This window comes from Sorangium sp. So ce321 (assembly GCF_051530195.1).
Lineage (GTDB): Bacteria > Myxococcota_A > Polyangia > Polyangiales > Polyangiaceae > Sorangium.
The window spans coordinates 7,069,773-7,088,371 of the sequence record NZ_CP150329.1; the positions used below are offsets into that span (position 1 = coordinate 7,069,773).

Sequence of the window (18,599 nt, forward strand, 5' to 3'; positions counted from 1 at the left end):
TCAGGACTGTTGCGAGGGACGCGATGTTCGTCGTCGTCGCCGCTGCAAGAAGCCAGCGAGCGCGCCCAGGGCGAGCGCCATGGCGCCGGGGTTCACGGCGTCGGGCGACGCAACGTCCGGCAGCCGGCAGGAGCAGGACGGGAGAGGCGGAGCCGGAGGATCCGGTGGAAGCACGCAACGGTGCGGGACCTCGCTACCGCAGACGAACGGCGCCACGCAGCCGTCCACGGACTCGCAGGTCTCGGGGCAGGCCTTCGCGCCTTGGGGGCACGCGTACGGCGTGCAGTCCACGTCGACAGCGTCGGGGATCCGCAGCGTGAACTTGCCGTCGCACAGCGGGCCTTTGAGCTCCTCGCACTCGAGCGTGTCGGGATTGCAGACGAAGTCCTCGATGCAGTCGGCATCGCCCTTCGCCGGATCGCACTTCGTCTCGCAGAGGCTCTCGTTCGCGCACCTGAAGCCGCCGCACTTCTGGAGTACCTCGGTGAAGCTGCCGTCGCCGTTGCATTCCAGGTGGAGCTCGGTCGCCGGGCCGACGGCGCACTCCGCGTCTGGGCAGGAGCACGTCGGGTCCGCGGCCTCGACGTTCGACGCGGGATAGTCGCACCTGGTCTCGATGACGCCGTCGCACGCGCCCGCGCACGCCAGGCTGCCGCCGCAAGGCAGGCGGGGCGTGCCCGTGGCGTTGGGATGCGGCTGCTCGCCGCGAGGGACAGGCGAGCACTTGCCGACGTTGCCCGGGACATCGCAGGCCTGGCATTGCCCGGAGCACCCGGTCTCGTCGGTGTCGCAGCAAACGCCGTCAACGCAGTGGTCGGACTTGCACTGCTCGTTTAGCTCGCAGGCGCTGCCGGGGTCCTGTTTCGGTTTGCACTCGCCGCGCATCGGCACGGGGGGCGCACCCCCGCCGCCCGAACCGCCCGCCCCGCCGCTCCCCGCGCTGGCGGAGCTACTCGCGTCCATGCCGCCGCCGCCGGCGCCGCCCGTGCCGCCGCTGCCGCCTGCGCCGTCTCCGCCGGAGCTCGCGCCGCCTGCACCGCCGCTGCCACCTGCACCGCCGCTGCCGCCGGAGGCGCCCGCGCCGCTGCTGACCGCGCTGATAGAGCTGCTCGAGGCGCCCACGCCGCTGCCGCTGCCGCCCGCACCGCCGCTGCCGCCCGCGCCGTCGCTGCCGCCCGCGCCACCGCTGCCGCCCGCGCCGTCGCTGCCGCCCGCGCCCCCGCTGCCGCCCGCGCCGGTCCCCGGCATCCCGGCGGAGAAGTCGCACCAGCCTGCTCTGGAGCACGGATTCTCGGCGTCGCAGAACGTCGAGCAGCGATTCGTCTGCGGGTCGCAGATGCCCGGATTGCAGTCTTTGGTCTCGCTGCTCGGCTCCGCCGATCCCTCGCCGTTACACTGGTTGTGCACCTCGACGTGAACGACGCTCACCTCGTCGTTGGTGCACCGAGGCGGCAGCTCGTACCCCGCCATCGCAGGACCGCACTCGCCGTCGGCACCGCTCCCCTTCGCTGCCGCGGTGCACGCATAGCACTCCCTGTCGCACGCCGTGTCGCAGCACACACCGTCGACGCAGTGCCCCGACGCGCAGTCCACGTAGGTAGAGCATGCCTCGCCGTTGTCGCGGAACAGGAGCGCCGCGGAGTTGAGCGCCTCGGCGTCGTTCCTCCCGCCCAGCACCAGGAGCGCCCAGCCCGCATCCGCGGAGCCACCGGCGCTGACGAGCAGCGCCGCGTGGTCCTGCCGCTGAGAATGCGGCGGTGACGGCGCAGGCTCACCCTCGTCCTCGACCTCGAGGAGCGGCGAGAAGACAGGGGGTGAAGGCTTCTGGGAGAACAGCTCGACGTCAGGGAGGGTGGCTGCGCCGCCCGTGCCGCCGACGAGCACCACGTCCCCGTCGGGCAGGAGCGCGGCGCTGTGGCGAGCCCGGGCGCTGTTCATCGTGAGGGCGGCGGGCAACCGGACGAAGCCAGAGCGCCCGAGCGCCTCCCCGGGACCAGGGATCTCCCGGAACAGATCCGCGGTCGCAGAAGGGACCGTCCCCGACCGCCGGTTCACGCCTCCAGCGACGAGCACGTCCCCGGAGTCGAGCAAGGTGGCTGTGTGGAACGCGCGGAGCGCCGACATGCGATCCGCGAGACGGGGATTGAGCCCCTCCGCCTGCATCGGATGGAACAGCTCGCTCTCTGGATCGAAGAGCTCCGCGCTGCTCAGCGCGGCCTCGGACGCGCTGACGCCGCCGCAGAGCAGCACGCGGCCCGAGCGGAGCCGGACGGCCGCGTGCGCCGCGCGCGCGACGCGGAGCCACCCCGACGGCGGCTCGGGGTCGGCGCCCGCGGGCGGCCCGGGGAGCGCGTGGAGCTCGCTCGTTACCGTCGTGCCGCTGAGCCCCTGAAACCGGTAGCGATAAGCGGTCCTCGCCGGCTGGTTCGACGGAGGCGCGAGGCCGCCGGCGATGAGAACGTCGCTCAGGACGCCGGGCTCGCCGGGCGCGATGGCGATGGCCGTGTGGCGGAACCGCGGCTCCAGCGCGTCGCCCTCGCCGGTGCGGACGCTGTCCTCCACGAAGTTGCCCGAGGCCGGATCGTAGATCTCGAGGACGCCCGTGGGCCCGCTCGTGGCGTCGTCCTGCTTGTTGCTGCCCCCTGCGATGAGCACCGGTTGCTCGCCGTCGGGCGGCGCTCCTGCAGCGGCGCTCTCGCTCAGGACCGTAGCTGAATGGGCACCGCGCGCGATGTGCATCGGCCCGGTCCGGGCAAACGTCCTGCTGAGCGGCTCATAGATCTCGGCCGAGCTCAACGCATTGCCGTCGACGCCGAAGCCGCCCGCCACGAGGACGCGGCTCGCCCGCGCGCCGGGCCGGAGCGCCACGGCGGTCATCTCCGCGCGCGCGCGGAACATGCGGTTCGCGGTCGACTCCCATCGCGGATCCACGAGCAGCGGGTAACGCGCGCCGGCGCCGTCCCAGCGCACCGCGACCGTGCAGGCCAGCGCGCCCGGCGGCGTGACCGGCCTGCCCCACGGCGCGCGCGGGCTCGTGTCGACGGCGCAGCCCTCGACCGAGAGCGCGGCCGCGTACCGCGCGCCGTCGGCGCCCACGGCGTACGGAGGCGCCACCCGCAGCCGCGGCGTGCCGGCCGCGTCGAGGAACTCCAGGGTGCTGTCCACGAGCCGGAGACCGGCCACCGCGGACACGTCGACGCGGTAGCGGAGCGCCTCGCGCGCGGGCGCCGTGGAAAAGGCGACGAAGTCCTCGACGCCCGCGGGGTCGGCGCGATGGAGCACGTCCGCCGACGCCTCGCCGTACGGGAACGCGCGAGCGTAGATCACGAGATCCCGCGCTTTCGCTGCGCTCGCCTCCGCGGCGCCGTCGAGCGCGAAGGAGATGGCGAGGCCCGAGGCCGTGTCGGCGAGGCGGACGCCGCGGTCCGCGCGGTCGGGCAGATGCACGGAAGCCGTCGCGTGCCCGCGCCGGAGCGCCGCGGCGGGCTTCTCGTCGAGGGCCGCGCGGAAGAGCTCCCGCAACGCCTGAGCGCGCGCCTCGGCCTCGGCGCGGTCGGGCGGAGGCGCGGCGCGGCCGCGCTCCCCCGGGCGGCTGTCCGCGGAGCAACCCGCCGCGAGCAGCACCGCGGCAGCGCCGAGGCAGGCTGTGCCACGCGTGAATCGTGCCCGTCGAGGTTCTCGAGATGCAGGGCCCGAGGCAGGGCCGAACGATCGCTCACGCACGCTGGTCTCTCCGGAGTTCGCCCGCGCCCCCTCGGCGCGCTCGGTGTCGCCGGGGCCGCGCTCGGCCCATGGCGGGACTGGACGATATCAGAAACGGCGCGGGGTCGTCGGTTTTAGGCGGCGCCGCGCCGCGACGGCGCCTCGCCGGGCAAGCCGCGCCGCGAGGCGAGGCAGAGAGCCGCGCCGGATTGCACCCCAACGTCGGCCAGGTGTACGCTGCCGAGAGAGCATCGCGTCCTTCTCACCCACATCAAGGAGCCGAGTGCATGGTTCGTCGTGCGGTTGCGGTGGTATTTCTGGGTCTCGCCACGGCGCTGTGCAGCGCCGCATGCGGAGACGGCGGCGACACATCTGCCGGGAGCTCGGGGAGCGCCGGCTCGGGAGGCGAGGACGCCCCGGACGGTCGATGCGTCAAGAGCTGCGAAGAGGCAAGCGACTGCTGTCCTGCCGAGGCGCCGGACTGCGCGAGCGGGAGCTTCCCGAACAACTGGACATGCGACAAAAACGTCTGCCGGGCGCCTCAGTGCCAGAGCAAAGAGGATTGCGCGGCCGTGGGAGCGCCGTCGAACTTCGATTGCATCACGGTGAACGGCAACAACGTTTGCGTCCCCACCTGCACGGGCGACGGCGACTGCGACGAGGGAAGAAGTTGTACGGGCACCTCCACAGGCACAACAAAGTTCTGCAAAGCGGACACCGTGCTGTCGTGCACAAGTGCGAGCTGCTCGGGCTACGGCCAGTGCAAGGACGGCACCTGCGTATGCAACAGCGACGCAGACTGCACGAGCCCGAGCGTAGACACTTGCGCCAAGTGAGACAGGACACCACGACAGCTGTGGGGCACTGGTAGCAGAGCGGCCATCTTCGAGGATCATGCGGCACCCTGGCAGCCCGGAGTGACTTGGTTTGGCTCGAAGAGAGCCGACCCCCACAGACGTTTACACAGGAGGTTTTCACCATGCATCCAAGGCCGTCGAATCCGCACCTGCTGCCGCCCTCTTCCTGTGGAGCAATCAAGGGGTCAAGAACGAGCTGTGTCATCATCCTGCTGGCAATTGCCCTGTCCACAGGCAGCGCACGGGCGCAGGAATTGGATACCGACGGTGACAGCATTCCAGATTTGACGGACAATTGCCCATCCGTAGACAACAGAAATCAGCAAAACACCGACGGCGACACTTTTGGAGATGCATGCGACACAAACAAAGACGATGATGATTTCCCGGACATCGACGACAACTGCCCACTAGTGCGCAACAACGCTCAGGACAATCACGACGACGACCCCCTTGGAGACGCATGCGACGAGGACGACGACAACGACACGCGTCTCGACAGAAACGACAACTGCGACTTCATCCCCAACCCAGACCAAGAAAACGATGACTCGGATCGGGAGGGAAACGCGTGCGACAATGACGACGACAACGACAACCGCGTAGACAACATAGACAATTGTCCCCTAACCCCTAACAACAACCAAGCGGACGAAGACCGCGACGGAACAGGGGACGCATGCGACGACAACGACGACAACGACGACGTTCCCGACAGGGATGACAATTGCGACTTCGTCGACAATCCGGACCAGGCAAACCATGACACAGACCAGGACGGAGACGCATGCGACGACAACGACGACAATGACGCGCACCTCGACGCAAATGACAATTGCGACACCGTCCCAAACAACGATCAGCTTAACACCGATGCCCCTCCCGCGCCGAACGGCGACGGCCTCGGAGACGCGTGCGACACTGACGACGACGGAGACTTGATCCTGGACGTCGACGACAACTGCCGTTTGCGCGCCAACCCCGACCAGGACGATCTGAACCGCGATGGGGTTGGCGACATCTGCGACGACGACGACGACGGCGATGGGATCAGCGACGAGCAAGAGCTCGACTGGGGAATGAACCCGCGCCTCATCGACAGCGACGGCGACGGCATGTCCGATCCGTTCGAGGTCGACCCCCCTGGCAACACGGGCGACGCCCCCCTCAACAGCGATACCGATCGTCTCGTCGACGCGGCCGACGGCGACAGCGACGGCGATGGGCTGCCCGACGCCGATGAGGTGGGTGATGACCCCGAGGACCCGCGCAACACCGATAGTATGGGACCGCCGGACTACCGCGATCCGGACATCGATCGCGATGAGGTCCTCGACGGTGACGACAACTGCGTCGCGCTCCAGAACGTCGACCAGTCCAACCACGACACGGACAATCTCGGCGACGTCTGCGACGACGACGACGACAACGACGGCGTCCTCGACGACCCCGACAACTGCCCCCTGCAGGCGAACGATGACCAGAGCGACGAGGACGGGGACGGGATCGGCGACGTCTGCGACGACCCCGACGGCGATGGTCACATCAGCGCCAACGACAACTGCCCCGAGATCGCGAACGTCGATCAAGCGGACACCGACGGCGACCACGTCGGCAACGTCTGCGACAACTGCCCTGACAGCGCGAACCAGGATCAGCTCAACGCCGACGGCGATGACACTGGCGACGCGTGCGACCCTGACCTCGACACCGACGGCGACACGATCCGCAACGACGAGGACAATTGCCCCAGGGTCGCCAACACAGACCAGGCCAACCCCGACGGCGATAACCTGGGAAGCGTCTGCGACAACTGCCCCGAGGACGCCAACAACGATCAGCTCGACAGCGACGGGGACGGCGACGGCGATGCCTGCGACCCCATTGGTGGCGAGGGCGGCGCTGGTGGCGCCGGCGGCGCTGGCGGCGCCCCTAGCGACGGCGGCAGCGGCGGCGCCGGCGGCGGCCCCGGAGACGGCGGCAGCGGCGGCTCCGGAGGAGCGACCCCGCCCCCGGCCATCTTCGAAGGCGGCTGGGATTGCGCCCTCGGGCCCGCGCGCCGCGATGGCGGCGGCGCGCTCGCTGGCCTGCTCCTCGCGCTCGGGCTCGTTCTCCGTCGCCTGCGGCACGCCCCCACCGCCTCGCGCTCTGCCGATCGCCCCAGGCGCGCAGCATGAGCCAGCGCCTCGCCTCCCCTCACCTGCTCCCGCGCGCGCGGCGCGCTCCTCGCGAGTGTGCGGTGGACAACCGCTTGTTGCCACGCCGCGCGCGCCTCCGCTACGGTGGTCGCGCCATGAGGTCCTCCTTCATCGCAATGACGGCCTCGATCGCGCTCACGATGCCCCTCGCGGGCACGGCGCGGGCGCAAGCCGCCGGCGGGTTCGCGCTCAACCGGTTCGAGCCCGCGCCCGCAGGTGATATCTTCTTCGGCGTCCCCTCGCCGGACGCGCCCGGACACCTCGAGCCCCGCGTCGCGCTGACGTTCGACGACGCGGTGCGGCCCGTCCGGCTTCAAGACACCGACATCGCCGTCGTCAGCCATCAGGCCTTCTTGCGGCTCGACGCCTCCGTCAGCCTGTGGGACCGCCTCCTGCTCACCATCGACGCGCCGCTCGCCGTCATCCAGGCCGGAGATCGCCCGGCGCTGGCGGACATGGAGCTCCCCGAGCTCGACGCCCCGCAGCTCGGCGACATGCGGTTCGGCGCGCGCGCGCGGCTCTTCGGCGAGAACGCGAGCCCGCTGCAGGTCGGCGTCGGAGGATACGTGTTCGCGCCGACCGGCTCACCGGAGCAGTACACCGGCGAGGGCGCCACCCGCGGCGCCTTCTACGCGAGCGCGGGCGGCCGCCTCGGGACGAGCACCGGCCTCCTCTGGAACGCGAGCGGCGGCATCGCGCTCGGCAGCGACACAAGCCCGAGCCGCTTCACGTTCGGCGCCGGCGCGGCGGCCCTCCTCGTCGACGATCACCTCCAGCTCGGCCCCGAGATCTACGGCAGCTCGCCGTTCACCAGGACCGTCGTCCTCGCCGGCACGCCGCCCCGCGAGGACGAGGCCGGTGTCCATCTCGAGATCCTGCTCGGCGCCAAGCTGCGCGTGCTCGACGGTCTCACCTTCGGCGCCGCCGCAGGGCCCGGGCTGCTCGAGGCTATCGGCACACCCCAGCTGCGGATAGTCGGCCTCGTCGGCTGGACCCCGCTGCCGACCCGTCCCACGGGCGCGGAGGCCGATACCCCCGCTGCCGTCGGCGACAAGGACGACGACGGCATCCTCGACAACACCGACGCCTGCCCCGAGATCAAGGGCGAGCCCTCGGCAGACCCGTCCAGGGACGGCTGTCCGCCCTCGGACCGCGACGGCGACTCGGTGACCGACGCCGAGGATGCCTGCCCCGCCGTCGCAGGCGCCCAGAGCCTCGACCCGATCAAGAATGGCTGTCCGCCCGACGGTGACAGCGACGGAGTCGCCGACGCCGCCGACGCATGCCCGGCCAGCCCCGGCGACAAGCACCAGGATCCGCGCAGGAACGGCTGCCCGCCCGACCTGGACCGCGACGGCATCCTCGACGCGAACGACGCCTGTCCCAGGACACCTGGGCCCGGCAGCACCGAACCCAAGCAGAACGGCTGCCCCGAAGACGCGGACGGCGACGGCATCACCGGCGTGGCCGACGCCTGCCCCCTGGAGCATGGCGCGAAGAGCGACGACCCCAGCAGAAACGGGTGCCCGAAGTTCGTGCGGGTGACCAACGAGGAGATCGTGACCTCCATCCCCGTGCAGTTCACGCTCTACGGCAAGACGCGCTCCCAGACCGTGTCCCCCGTGTCCGACGAGCTCCTCTACGAGGTCCGCGACGTGCTGAGCCAGCACCCGGAGATCGAGCTCGTCGAGGTGCAGGGACACACCGACGACAGCGGCACCCCGGAGTTCAACCAGACGCTCTCCGAGGAGCGCGCCCGTGCGGTCGTCGACTGGCTCGTCGCCGCCGGCGTGCCCAGGGGAAAGCTCGTCGCCAAGGGCTACAGCTACCGCCGGCCGCTCGGCGACAACCGCGAAAAGACAGGACGGCAGGAGAACCGACGCGTCCAGTTCTTCATCGTCCGCCGCAAGCCTCTTTGAGCGGACCCGAGGGCGCAGCTCACGACGCACGCCGGGGGCTCGCCCCCGGCGCGGGCCTTCAGAACGTGTACCGGAGGCTTGCCCCCGGCGCGACCATCAGGGCGAAGTCGCCCATCACCGACTCGGCGGGATAGGTCGCGACCCCGTCGATGCCGGCCGGGATCGCCCTGGTGCCGTCCCAGGTCGGCTTGCGGAGCGCGAGGAGCAGCAGGAGCTTCACGCCCGCGGAGAGCTCGAAACGCTCGCTCAGACGGAGGCCGAAGCGGACCTCTGGATCGAGGTAGATGTATGCGGCCCACGGGAAATCGACCTGGGGAGCCGCATCGAACGTCGTCTGCGCCTGCTCGCCCTCCACCGCCACCGGCGTTCGCGACAGCTCGAACGTCCCCGCGCGCTCGTCCCGCACCTCCCCGAGGAGCGCGCCCGCGCCGATCCGGAAGAGCGCTGGAAAGCGCTCTCCGAGGTGGTACCCCGCCGTGACGCCGACAAGGAAGCCCCCGAGCCGCAGGGCGTCGTTCGCCGTGCCGGCGCTCGGCGCCGAGGCTCCGACTGGCACGACGGTCGCCGTCCGGTTTTCGAGGCTCTGGACGGCGAAGATCCCGCCAGCTTCGAGCCCCACGCCGAACCCCGAGCCGAACTCGTAGCCTCCGTGGATCATCCCCAGCGCGCCCAGGCCGATCGAGCTCTCGCACGCCTTGTTGCACCCGCTCGCGAGATCGCCGCCGAAGGTGGGCGCGATGAGGAACGAGGCCGTCGCGTCGAGCGTCAGTTTGGGCGGCTTGCTCCAGACCTCCGCGTCCTCGTCCCGCTCGAGCGACACCCTCAGCTTCTGCCGGCCGCCCTTGCTCAGCGTCACCGACTGTGCGTCGGCCAGATAGCCGTTGGCCCTGACCTCGACCCGATGCGTCCCCTGCTTGAGCCGGCCGATCCACACGCCGTCGCCGACCTTCACGGAGTTGATCCAGACGCTCGCCCCGATGGGCACCGGCTCCACGTGCAGCACGGCATCGAGCTCCTCGGCCAACAGGGACAGCGTGGTGACCGACTGGGACTTGACCGACGCGCTCGCCGGCTGCGTCCCGACCTTGCCCTCGCCGCGGAGCGTGACCTCGTGATCACCGACCGACAGGATTCCGGTCCACGGCGCCTTCCCGACCACGATGCCGTCGATGGAGACACTCACTGGCTTGCCGCTGCTCTCGATGACCCGGAGCGAGCCATACCGAGCGAGCCTGCGCAGCGTCACCTGCACGTTCTTCGTCTGGCCGCCGGCCACGTCCACGCGGATCACGAAGGGGTCGTACCCCTCCTTGAACACGCGGAGCATATGGTTGCCCGCCGGGACGCGCAGCGGCCGGATCGGCGGGTATTGTCCGCGATCCTGGCCGTCGACCGAGATCACCGCGCCGGTCTCGGCCCCGACGAGCTCGATGGTCCCGACGAGCGTCCGGAGCTCGGCGATCTGCCGCAGCGCCTCTTCCCGCTCCTCCCCGGACACCGGGAAGTCGCGCAGGTAGGTCTCGAACATGTCGAGCGCCTCGTCGTAGCGCTGCAGCTTGCGCAGGGCGACGGCGGCGTTGTACGTGGCGATGCGCGTCGGAAAGAGCTTGCGAGAGAGCAGGAGCTCGGAGAGCCCCGGGCTCCATGCCCCCTCGTTCAGCAGCGCGAAGCCCTTCTCGAAGTGCATCAGCGCCTCCTGGCGGACGGCTTCCGAGACGGGGACCTCCATCGCCTGCGCGCGAGCCGGCGCTGGCGCGGCCTCGGCGGGGGTCGACGGCGCCGGGACGGGCTGCTCCGGCGCGGGCTCCGGACCGGACTGCGCGGACGAGGACAGCGGCGCGAGCAGCGTCGCGAGCAGCGCCGCCGTCGCGCCGGGCCAGCGCCGGAGCGGCGCGCCCGCGCGGCCGCGCGGGTTTGCTGCCTGCCTGTCGTGCTTCGGCCCCCTGCGCGCGGCCAGCGGCCGCTCAAGCTCACCTACCACCTTGGTTCGCCCCGCTCTCGTCCGTCGGAGTTCACTGCGTGAATTCGCTGGTGTCGTGCTTGAAGTCCTGACGCCCTGCGGGGCGCGTGGCGTTCGGCGCCGAGCCGCTCGGCCTCGGCGCCGAGGCCGCCCCGCGAAGGGGGACGACAGGGAGCTCGATCTTCGCGGGGAGCGCCCCGCCCTCGGTGACCACGACGTCGGCGAGCACCTCGTTCGCGCCCTTGAACAAGCGAACCTTGTACTGCTGGCCGAGCCGGCCGGAGAACTCGAGGACGCCGTTCCGCGCGCTCGCGCGCTCGCCGTTGACCTCCACGCTCGCGTCCTCGGGGAAGATCACGACCCGCACGTGCCGCGGCGCGAGGTCGCCGGGCGGAGGGCGGGTCTCGCGCGGCGCCTCCACGACCGCGACGGGAGGCGCGACCGGAGGAGGCGCCACCTGGCTGGCCGACGCGGTCGGCGCCGGCGCCACGATCTCCGGCGTCGGGGTGGCCTCGGGCGTCGCGGCGAAGCGCTGCGCCGCGAACACGCCGAGCCCTGCCAGGACGCCGACCCCTGCGATGCCCGCGAGGAGCGCGATCGCCAGCGAGGGCCCGAGCCGCGCCGTGCCGCCCGGCCTCGACGCCGTGAGCCCGCCCTGCGTGCCCGCCGGCGCGACCGCCGGGTACGCGCCGCTGCGCAGCGCCGAGCCGTCCACCGCCGGGTATCCGCCGCTGCGCAGCGCCGAGCCGTCCACCGCCGGGTATCCGCCGCTGCGCAGCGCCGAGCCGTCCACCGCCGGGTATCCGCCGCTGCGCAGCGCCGAGCCGTCCGCCGCCGGGTACCCGCCGCTGGCGTTCGCAGAAGGCATCGCCGCGCGCGGGTTGCCCGGCCACGCCTGCGGATTGCCCATCCCGAAGCGCGGGGCCACGTGGGCGCGGTGGGCCTCCGTCAACGGGCCGAGCATGTCCTCCTGAATGGCCCACCCATAAGGCAGCATGGGCCGGATTGCGCTCAGCATCTCCTGTGCGCTCTGGAAGCGGCGCGCGGGGTCTTGCTCGAGGCAGCGGTGCACGATCGCCGCTATCTCCGGCGGAACCCAGGGCGCAAAGCTCTGAAGCGGCGGGACAGGCGTGGAGCAGATCGCCAGGATGAGCTGCCCGAGGGCCTTGATGTCGTGATAGGGCGTACGACCTGAGAGCGCTTGATAGAGGACCGCGCCGAGCGACCAGATGTCGGTGCGGTGGTCGATCTCCCGCTGGCCGACCGCCTGCTCCGGCGACATGTAGAGCGGCGAGCCGACCAGGCTGCCTGTCTTGGTGAGATCGGCGCCTTCGGTCTCGTTGACCTGGTCCATCTTCACCTTGGCAATCCCGAAATCAAGCAGCTTGACGATGATCTCGCCCGCATCGCGCCGGGCGAGGAACAGGTTGTGCGGCTTGATATCGCGATGGACCACCCCTGCTTCGTGCGCCTTCATGAGCCCGAGACAGCAGTGCACGGCGATGCGCAGGGCGGCATCAGGAGCGATCGCCCCGGTGCGCAGCAGCAGGTGCTGCAGGTCCTCCCCGGCGAGGAACTCCATGGCGAGGAACGGGAGCCTGGTCTCGCGATCCACCCCGGCATCGAGCACCTGGGTGATGTGCTGCGTATCGATGGCTCCGGCCGCGCGCGCCTCACGCTGGAACCGCTGAACGACCTTCGGGTCGCGGGTCAAGTCCAGCGAGCTGATGACCTTGATGGCGCAGCGCCGACCCGTTGTGGTGTGCTCGGCCGCGTACACCGAGCCCATCGCTCCCTCCCCCAGGAGCTTGTCGATCCGGTACTTCCCGTCGATGATCGTGCCGATCACAAAACTGCGGGCGACTTTAAGCGATCCCGCCCGGGAGAGCAACGTTCATCTGGAGCGTGAAGCGAGCGGAGCACAGCGAGTGCGACCGGATTATTTCCAGTGCGGGCACCTCCGCGGTTGCTCGGCCGACGCGTCCAGAGAAAGGGCTGCGAAGTCAAAAGGTTGGGTGGGGTTCGCGCCATGGGGGGCGCCGGGGTACGTCCAGGCTGCCGCGTCCTCAGCGGCAGCAGCGGTACCGAGATGGCCGTTCTGTTTGGTCCTCGTCTGCCGCCGCTGTGCCACAGCGCCATCGCGCGCGATGGTGGCCTCGGCGCTCAGCGCCGTCAGCCCATCCGTCCATCCGTGGCGCAACCGGCCTCGCGCAGGTGAACCGTGAGCGCCCAGCCAAGGGCATCGTGACCATCCGTGGGAGGCCGGCTACCTGTTCCCATCGCGACGAAGGAGGAAGCGATGGCGACGAGAGTGGAGTGGGCCGAGCGGGTGGCGCGATGGGAGCGGAGCGGGCTGAGTGCCGAGAAGTTCGCGCGCCGCGAGGGGTACAAGCCGAAGCAGCTGTACTGGTGGCGCTGGAAGCTGCGGGCTGACGGGCCCCCGCAACCCCCGCCGTCGTCGTCGACGGAGCCGCCGCGCTTCCTGCCGGTGCACGTGGTGGCCGACGTCTCGCCGGTCGTCGTGGAGCCGATCGAGATCGCGCTGCCCAATGGGCGGGTGGTTCGCGTTCGGCCGGGCTTCGACCCGGCCACGCTCGAGCGCGTGCTGGCGCTCGCCGCCGAGGAGATGCCGTGCTGACGCTGCCGCCGTCGGTGCGCGTGTACGTCGCGGCCGAGCCTACCGACCTGCGCAAGAGCTTTGATGGCCTGTCCGCGCTGGTCGCTCAGCGCTTCGGAGCCGACCCGCTCTGCGGGCATCTGTTCGTGTTCAGGAATCGGCGAGGCGACCAGGCTCGTGTGTTGTTCTGGGATCGTACCGGATACTGCATATTTGCCAAAAAACTCGCTCGCGGCCGATTCCACCTCGCCCGCGACCTGCCCAAGGGAGCGACCCACGTCGAGGTCGAGGCGGCGGAGCTGTCGCTGATGCTCGAAGGGCTCGACCTGTCGCAGGCCGTACGGCGCAAGCGCTGGAGGCCCGGCGTGAGAAACCTCGACCCATCGAAGCAACGCTTGATGGATGCGCGCGGGATAGATATCCAGCGCGCCACGTGACCAGTCCCCCTCCGTCCCAAGCACAGCTCCCCGCCGACCTGGCAGATGTGCGACGCAAGCTCGAGCAGCTCGCGGCCGACGGGCAGGTCCCGGCGCTCATCGAGCTGGTGCTCGGGCTCCTGGTCCAGTTGCGCGACAAGAACACCGCGCTGTCGGCGAGGCTCGCCAGCGCGCTGCGCGAGCTGTACGGCCGCAAGAGCCAGAAGGTCTCTACCGAGCAGCTGATGCTGCTGTTCGCCGAGCTCGGCGCCGAGGTGCCGCAGGGGGCCGCTGACTCCGCGCCCTCGTCAGAGCCCGGCGCGGAGGCTCCTGCGCAGCCGGAGCAGGGGCTGGTGCCGCAACCTCCTGAGCCGCCGAAGCCGCCGCGAGGACGGCGTGGGCGCTCGCCGCTTCCCGCACACCTGCCGCGCGAGACGCGCGTTGTGCCGGTCCCGGAAGCCGAGCGGAAGTGCCCGCAGTGCGGCGCGGACAAGAAGTGCATCGGTCATCATACGAGCGAAGTTCTCGAGTTCGTCCCTGCGCAGTTCCGGATCATCGAGGAACAGAGGGAGAAGCTCGCCTGTCCGCGCTGCCCCGAGCAGGGGGTTACGACGGCGGACAGCGAGAAGGTGATGGATCGGGGGCGCCCGGGAGCGGGGCTGCTCGCGAGCATCATCGTCGAGAAGTTCGAGGACGCGATGCCGCTCGACCGGCAGGCAGATGAACCCACAACCGGCGCCCGAGGATCGGAGCACGAACGACCGCGACTCGCTCGTTGTCGCGAGTTGGCGAGCGCTCGACGACCCGCAGCAAAGGCGTGCGAGCCGCCGCCCCGACGCACGTCAGAGGTGGCGACGCGAGCCGTCGTGCTCAACGACGGCCCTCCTGCCGTTGCGCGTGCGGAACGGATGGGCGCCCTGGTCGCCGCGGTTCGTGCTGCCCGATACAGGAACAACCAGGACTGACATGCCCGCGCGGCGCTCTTGCGCGCGCCGCTACAGCAAGGTCGTCAAGTCCGGCGGGCAAACGGCGTAGGGGATTCGCATCAGAAAGAAGTTCACCGAGAACGAAAACGACGTCGACCGGACGTCGTGGAACCACCCCGCAGGCAAGAACAGCATCTCACCGGCGTCCAACGTGACGAACACAGGGTCACACCTGGAGGTGACCTGATGCTGTGGCTCGAAGGGATCGACCGTGTTGCACGAGTCGAGCCCGGCATGAATGACCCTTGGTGACAGCAGAGGGGCGTGGTGGGGCGAGACGAGCGCGATCCGCTTGGTGCCGACCAGCTGTGATAGGAAGTTGTCGAGCCAATCGCGATGCAGGGGCGTCTTGGTCCCGGCGGGGCCGATCCAGAACTTTGCGTACTGACACAAGCCCTCTGGAACGAACGGTGGATAATCGAGCCAGAGGTGCCAGTCCCAGGGAACCCCATTGCTCGCGGCATAAGGACGAGGGGTGGCCTGTGCGGAGTCAGCCGCGCCATCACCGTGGGACGCCAGATACTCGGCGAGGCGCAGCTCCTTGGTCTGCATCGTCTCCTTGTAGATGTCCGCGGCATAGTCGCCGGTGCGCACCTCGACCGACGCATCGCCGAGCTCGGAGCAGATCCGTTCGATCGTCCAGGGAGAGGCGCTCCGCTTGGGCATCGCGTCGACGATCACCGCAGGGCGGCTTGCCATCGCGTAGCGCTGGATGAAGTCCGCCGGCGAGATCGCTGCGACGCTGATGCGGTCGACCTCCGCGCTGACCTGGCTCCGGGTGATCTCCTCGATCCGTGCCTTGCCCGCGGGCGAGATCGACATGAACCGATCGCGGAACGAGCTGAGCAGCGGCGGACTGCCGGTCATCGAGACCGGGCCGCGGACGCAGCCCAGGCTCGCAATGTCGGCGAGGTCCGCCGTGGACAGGAAGATGCTCGCATCGGGACGACCGTGCTTACCGTCCTCGACACGAAGCGTCTCGCCGTCCGCGGTCCGGTCGACGATCACATAAGCACTCAACCGCTTGTCTCGAACGGTGAACTGGACGACGGTCTGTGGCCTTCCGTCGGCGACCGACGGCAGCAGCGTACGGACGATGTCGTGCAGGTTCGTGTGTAGTTGAGATTGCATGCGTGGCCTCGTGTCGAACCAGCGGGCCTCGGCTATCCGCGTTGCCAGGCGAAGCCATCGGCCGAAGGGATCAGGCCCTGGGGTCGCACCGAGCTCTCGCGTGCTCGGCGGTGGCCGAACATCGCTTGCGTCTGGATCTGGCGCACCTCCGCCGTGAAGCCTTCCATGAACTGCTCGGCGTCCGGACCGGCCTCGAGCGTCGCTGGCGCGCCCTGGCCGGGCAGGCCGTCGACCTGCATCGCAAGCTGGTTGCTCAGCATGCCCTCCAACCACTGGCCCATGCCCTTCCGGGAGCGAAAGAAGTCTTCGGCGTGGTTGAACACCGGCTCGTCGACGCTCGATGCTCCCGCGACCAACCGGATGAAGGCGTCGTTGGCCTTCTCCTCGGTGTTGAGCACTTTGCGCGCCTTCCAGAAGTACGAGTCCGCCTCCTGATGCATGTCGTAGAACGACAGCAAGAACTGGTAGAAGTTTCCGAACTCGCGCCGGTAGCGGAACTCGAACTCTTCGAACGCCTCGTCCTCGTCGATGTCACCCGCGAGGCAGCTGTTGATCGACCGCGCCGCCAGGAGCGCCGAGTAGGTCGCCAGGTGAACGCCTGACGAGAACACCGGATCGATGAAGCAGGCGGCATCTCCGATCAGAGCCAGGCCGGGCTTCCAGAATCGCGTGTTGCAGTACGAGTAATCCTTGCGGACACGAAATTCGCCGTACACGCCCTCGGTCACGCGCGTGGCGGACGCGAGGTACTCTGCGATGATCGGGCAGGAATCCACGAAGCTCTGGAACGCCTGCTCGGGCCCATCCTGGATCCGCTGCGCGGCCTCGCGGGACACGACCGCGCCGACGCTGGTGAGCCGGTCGGACAGCGGGATGTACCAGAACCAGCCGTCGCGAAACGCGGCGCACAGGATGTTGCCCGAGCTCGGCGCGGGCAAACGCTTGCCATCGTTGAAGTAGCCGTAGAGCGCCACGTTCTGGAAGAACTGCGAGAACACTCGCTCGCCGACCAGCGCGTAGGTCTGGCCGCGGTGCCCCTCCGAGTCGACGATGTACTTCGCGGTCGCGGTTCGCTCGCTGCCACGGTCGTCGCGGAACCGCACACGAGAGAACCGACCGTCTTCCTGTTCCACGCGCACCACGGCATGCTCCTCGCGAACATCGACGCCCTTCTCGCGCGCGGCGTCGAGCAGCATCTTGTCGAACACGCTGCGCTCGACCTGGAATGCATAGCCGCCGGGGACGCGGGGATTCTCGGCGAACCGGAAGGTCCACGGCTCGGGGCTCTTGCCCCAGCGGAACGTGCCGCCTTGCTTGCGCGTGAAACCGGCCCGCTCGATCCGGTCCCTGATCCCGAGCAGGCCGCAGATACCGTAGGTGGTGGCGGGCAAGAGGGACTCGCCGATCTGATGACGCGGGAACTTCTCCTTTTCGAGCAGGAGCACGCTATGGCCCTGCATCGCGACGAACGAGGCGACGGACGACCCACCGGGCCCCCCGCCTAGAACGATCACGTCGAACTGCTCGTCTTGTTGCGCTGTCGCTTCTGTCATCGCCTGAGTCCTCTCGTCGAACGCGGTGCTAGAACGGCAAACAGGTTGGAATCGCCCGAAAAGAGCGGTATTTCGAACCGCCAGGGCGCCGAGAACGCCATGAAGAGAACAAAATTCTGGCGTACTCGGCGCCTCATTTCTCGGTTGATCAACGTGATCAGTGCTTCAGGCGCTCACGCATCCGGTTCCATATCAGGAACGCCATGAAGCTGACGAACGAGGTCGCTCGCGCCGGACGCGCGCTGGCCTCGAAACCCGCTATGTCTCCGATCGTCAGCTCGTCCTTCCCCGCGGCATCGAAGCAGTCGAAGAGCCGCTTGAAGTCGCGCCGTCCATGGGTCATCACGACCGCCTTCAGGTAGCCGCCGCGGACGAGCTCGGCGCGGCGGACCCGGGTCTCTCGGTTCATCATCCGGATCGAAACCGCCACCCGGCGCGTGTCCTTGTCCTCGGTGCGGTGGATCACGTCGCCTCGCAGCAGCAGAAGATCGCCGCGGCCGAGCTGCGGAGTCACGGCCAGCTCGTCGAGCACATAAGGCAGGACGCCGTGAACACGGCCCGAGTTGTTGTCGTGGACGGTCGTCACGCCGTCCTTCACGACGAAGCGCGTCGCGCCGCGCCCGCGGAGCCGGGCGGCGAGCTCCGGGCTACGCGCCGCAAACGCATCGAACGGAATCACGCAAAGGTTGGACCGTTCGCGCACCGGTTTCACGATGGGCACGTAGAAATTCAGATAGTCGTGGTGGTTCTGGTAGGCGAAGTACGACACCGCGTCTTGGTGCCACGCCGTCCCGATCTCGCCTTCGGTCGTGAAGTAGGCGCTGCCGAACGCGCAGACCGACGCGATGTCGACCCGCACGCTGCTGGCGCCCGCGACGGCGCGCGCCATGGCCGCCAGCTTGTCGTCGATTGCGCTCCGCGCGTCGGCAGAGACTTGCTGGACTCCGTACGACGTGTCGACCCCAGAACTCGCCGCGAAGTCGGCTTCGAACCGAGCGATTTCTGCGTCGTTCAGAAACGAGCGCACCACCACGTAGCCGGTGGAGTCCAGGTCCTCGAGGCGAGCATGGGTCGGGACGTCGTAGGCGAGCATTCTTCATGTCCATGTCCGCGCGGCGCGCGCCTCGTCACCGCACATGCCGGTGTTCGGCCGATCGCGATGTGACGAGTCAAGCGCCAGGCGGAGATTGGAGAAAAGCCAGCATGCGGACCGCGTGAGATATCTAATGCAAACACTCCCGATCGTCAAGCCTGTTGCCG

Annotated in this window: 10 protein-coding genes and 1 pseudogene; 5 read left to right on the top strand and 6 right to left on the bottom strand. The window is 69.4% G+C overall.

Features of this window, described 5'->3' with window-relative positions; genetic code table 11:
* The gene (locus WME89_RS26065) at positions 1-3,624 is read right to left on the bottom strand and encodes a hypothetical protein (protein WP_438011784.1); all 3,624 of its coding nucleotides are present in this window, start codon (positions 3,622-3,624) and stop codon (positions 1-3) included.
* Between the two features lie 1,057 nt (positions 3,625-4,681).
* Between WME89_RS26065 and WME89_RS26070 the strand changes: the two genes are divergently transcribed.
* Together WME89_RS26070 and WME89_RS26075 are read left to right on the top strand one after the other, a co-directional pair.
* Positions 4,682-6,736: a thrombospondin type 3 repeat-containing protein gene (locus tag WME89_RS26070; protein ID WP_438011785.1), complete on the top strand. Its 2,055-nt coding sequence runs from the start codon at positions 4,682-4,684 to the stop codon at positions 6,734-6,736.
* 116 nt (positions 6,737-6,852) lie between these two features.
* Positions 6,853-8,676, top strand: coding sequence for an OmpA family protein (locus tag WME89_RS26075; protein WP_438011786.1), 1,824 nt, complete (start codon positions 6,853-6,855; stop codon positions 8,674-8,676).
* Positions 8,677-8,734: 58 nt separating this feature from the next.
* Here WME89_RS26075 and WME89_RS26080 read toward each other — a convergent pair whose 3' ends face one another.
* Complete coding sequence (locus WME89_RS26080) at positions 8,735-10,657, bottom strand: PEGA domain-containing protein (RefSeq protein WP_438011787.1); 1,923 nt, start codon at positions 10,655-10,657, stop codon at positions 8,735-8,737.
* Positions 10,658-10,688: 31 nt separating this feature from the next.
* Entirely contained in the window at positions 10,689-12,485 is a 1,797-nt protein-coding gene (locus WME89_RS26085; RefSeq protein WP_438011788.1) for a serine/threonine protein kinase, read from the bottom strand.
* Positions 12,486-12,935: 450 nt separating this feature from the next.
* Here WME89_RS26085 and tnpA point away from each other — a divergent pair, with 450 nt between their 5' ends.
* The 3 genes and pseudogenes from tnpA to WME89_RS26100 all read left to right on the top strand — a co-directional run.
* Positions 12,936-13,274 carry an IS66 family insertion sequence element accessory protein TnpA gene (gene tnpA / locus WME89_RS26090; protein WP_437923758.1) on the top strand — a complete coding sequence of 113 codons (339 nt, stop codon included), beginning with the start codon at positions 12,936-12,938 and terminating at the stop codon, positions 13,272-13,274.
* Positions 13,268-13,690, top strand: coding sequence for an IS66 family insertion sequence element accessory protein TnpB (tnpB, locus tag WME89_RS26095; RefSeq protein ID WP_438005459.1), 423 nt, complete (start codon positions 13,268-13,270; stop codon positions 13,688-13,690). Before tnpA ends, tnpB begins: the two co-directional genes overlap by 7 nt.
* Positions 13,687-14,394: pseudogene (locus WME89_RS26100) on the top strand (IS66 family transposase zinc-finger binding domain-containing protein); the annotation flags it as partial. The gene tnpB and the pseudogene WME89_RS26100, both read left to right, overlap by 4 nt.
* Positions 14,395-14,664: 270 nt before the next feature.
* Here the strand turns inward: WME89_RS26100 and WME89_RS26105 are convergent.
* The 3 genes from WME89_RS26105 to WME89_RS26115 all read right to left on the bottom strand — a co-directional run bounded on the left by WME89_RS26105 (position 14,665) and on the right by WME89_RS26115 (position 18,432).
* Complete coding sequence (locus tag WME89_RS26105) at positions 14,665-15,786, bottom strand: cupin-like domain-containing protein (protein WP_438011789.1); 1,122 nt, start codon at positions 15,784-15,786, stop codon at positions 14,665-14,667.
* 32 nt (positions 15,787-15,818) lie between these two features.
* Positions 15,819-17,339, bottom strand: coding sequence for a tryptophan 7-halogenase (locus WME89_RS26110; RefSeq protein WP_438011790.1), 1,521 nt, complete (start codon positions 17,337-17,339; stop codon positions 15,819-15,821).
* Between the two features lie 157 nt (positions 17,340-17,496).
* Positions 17,497-18,432 (bottom strand): phytanoyl-CoA dioxygenase family protein, encoded by a 936-nt coding sequence (locus WME89_RS26115; RefSeq protein WP_438011791.1) that lies wholly within the window; start codon positions 18,430-18,432, stop codon positions 17,497-17,499.
* Between the last annotated feature and the right edge of the window lie 167 nt (positions 18,433-18,599).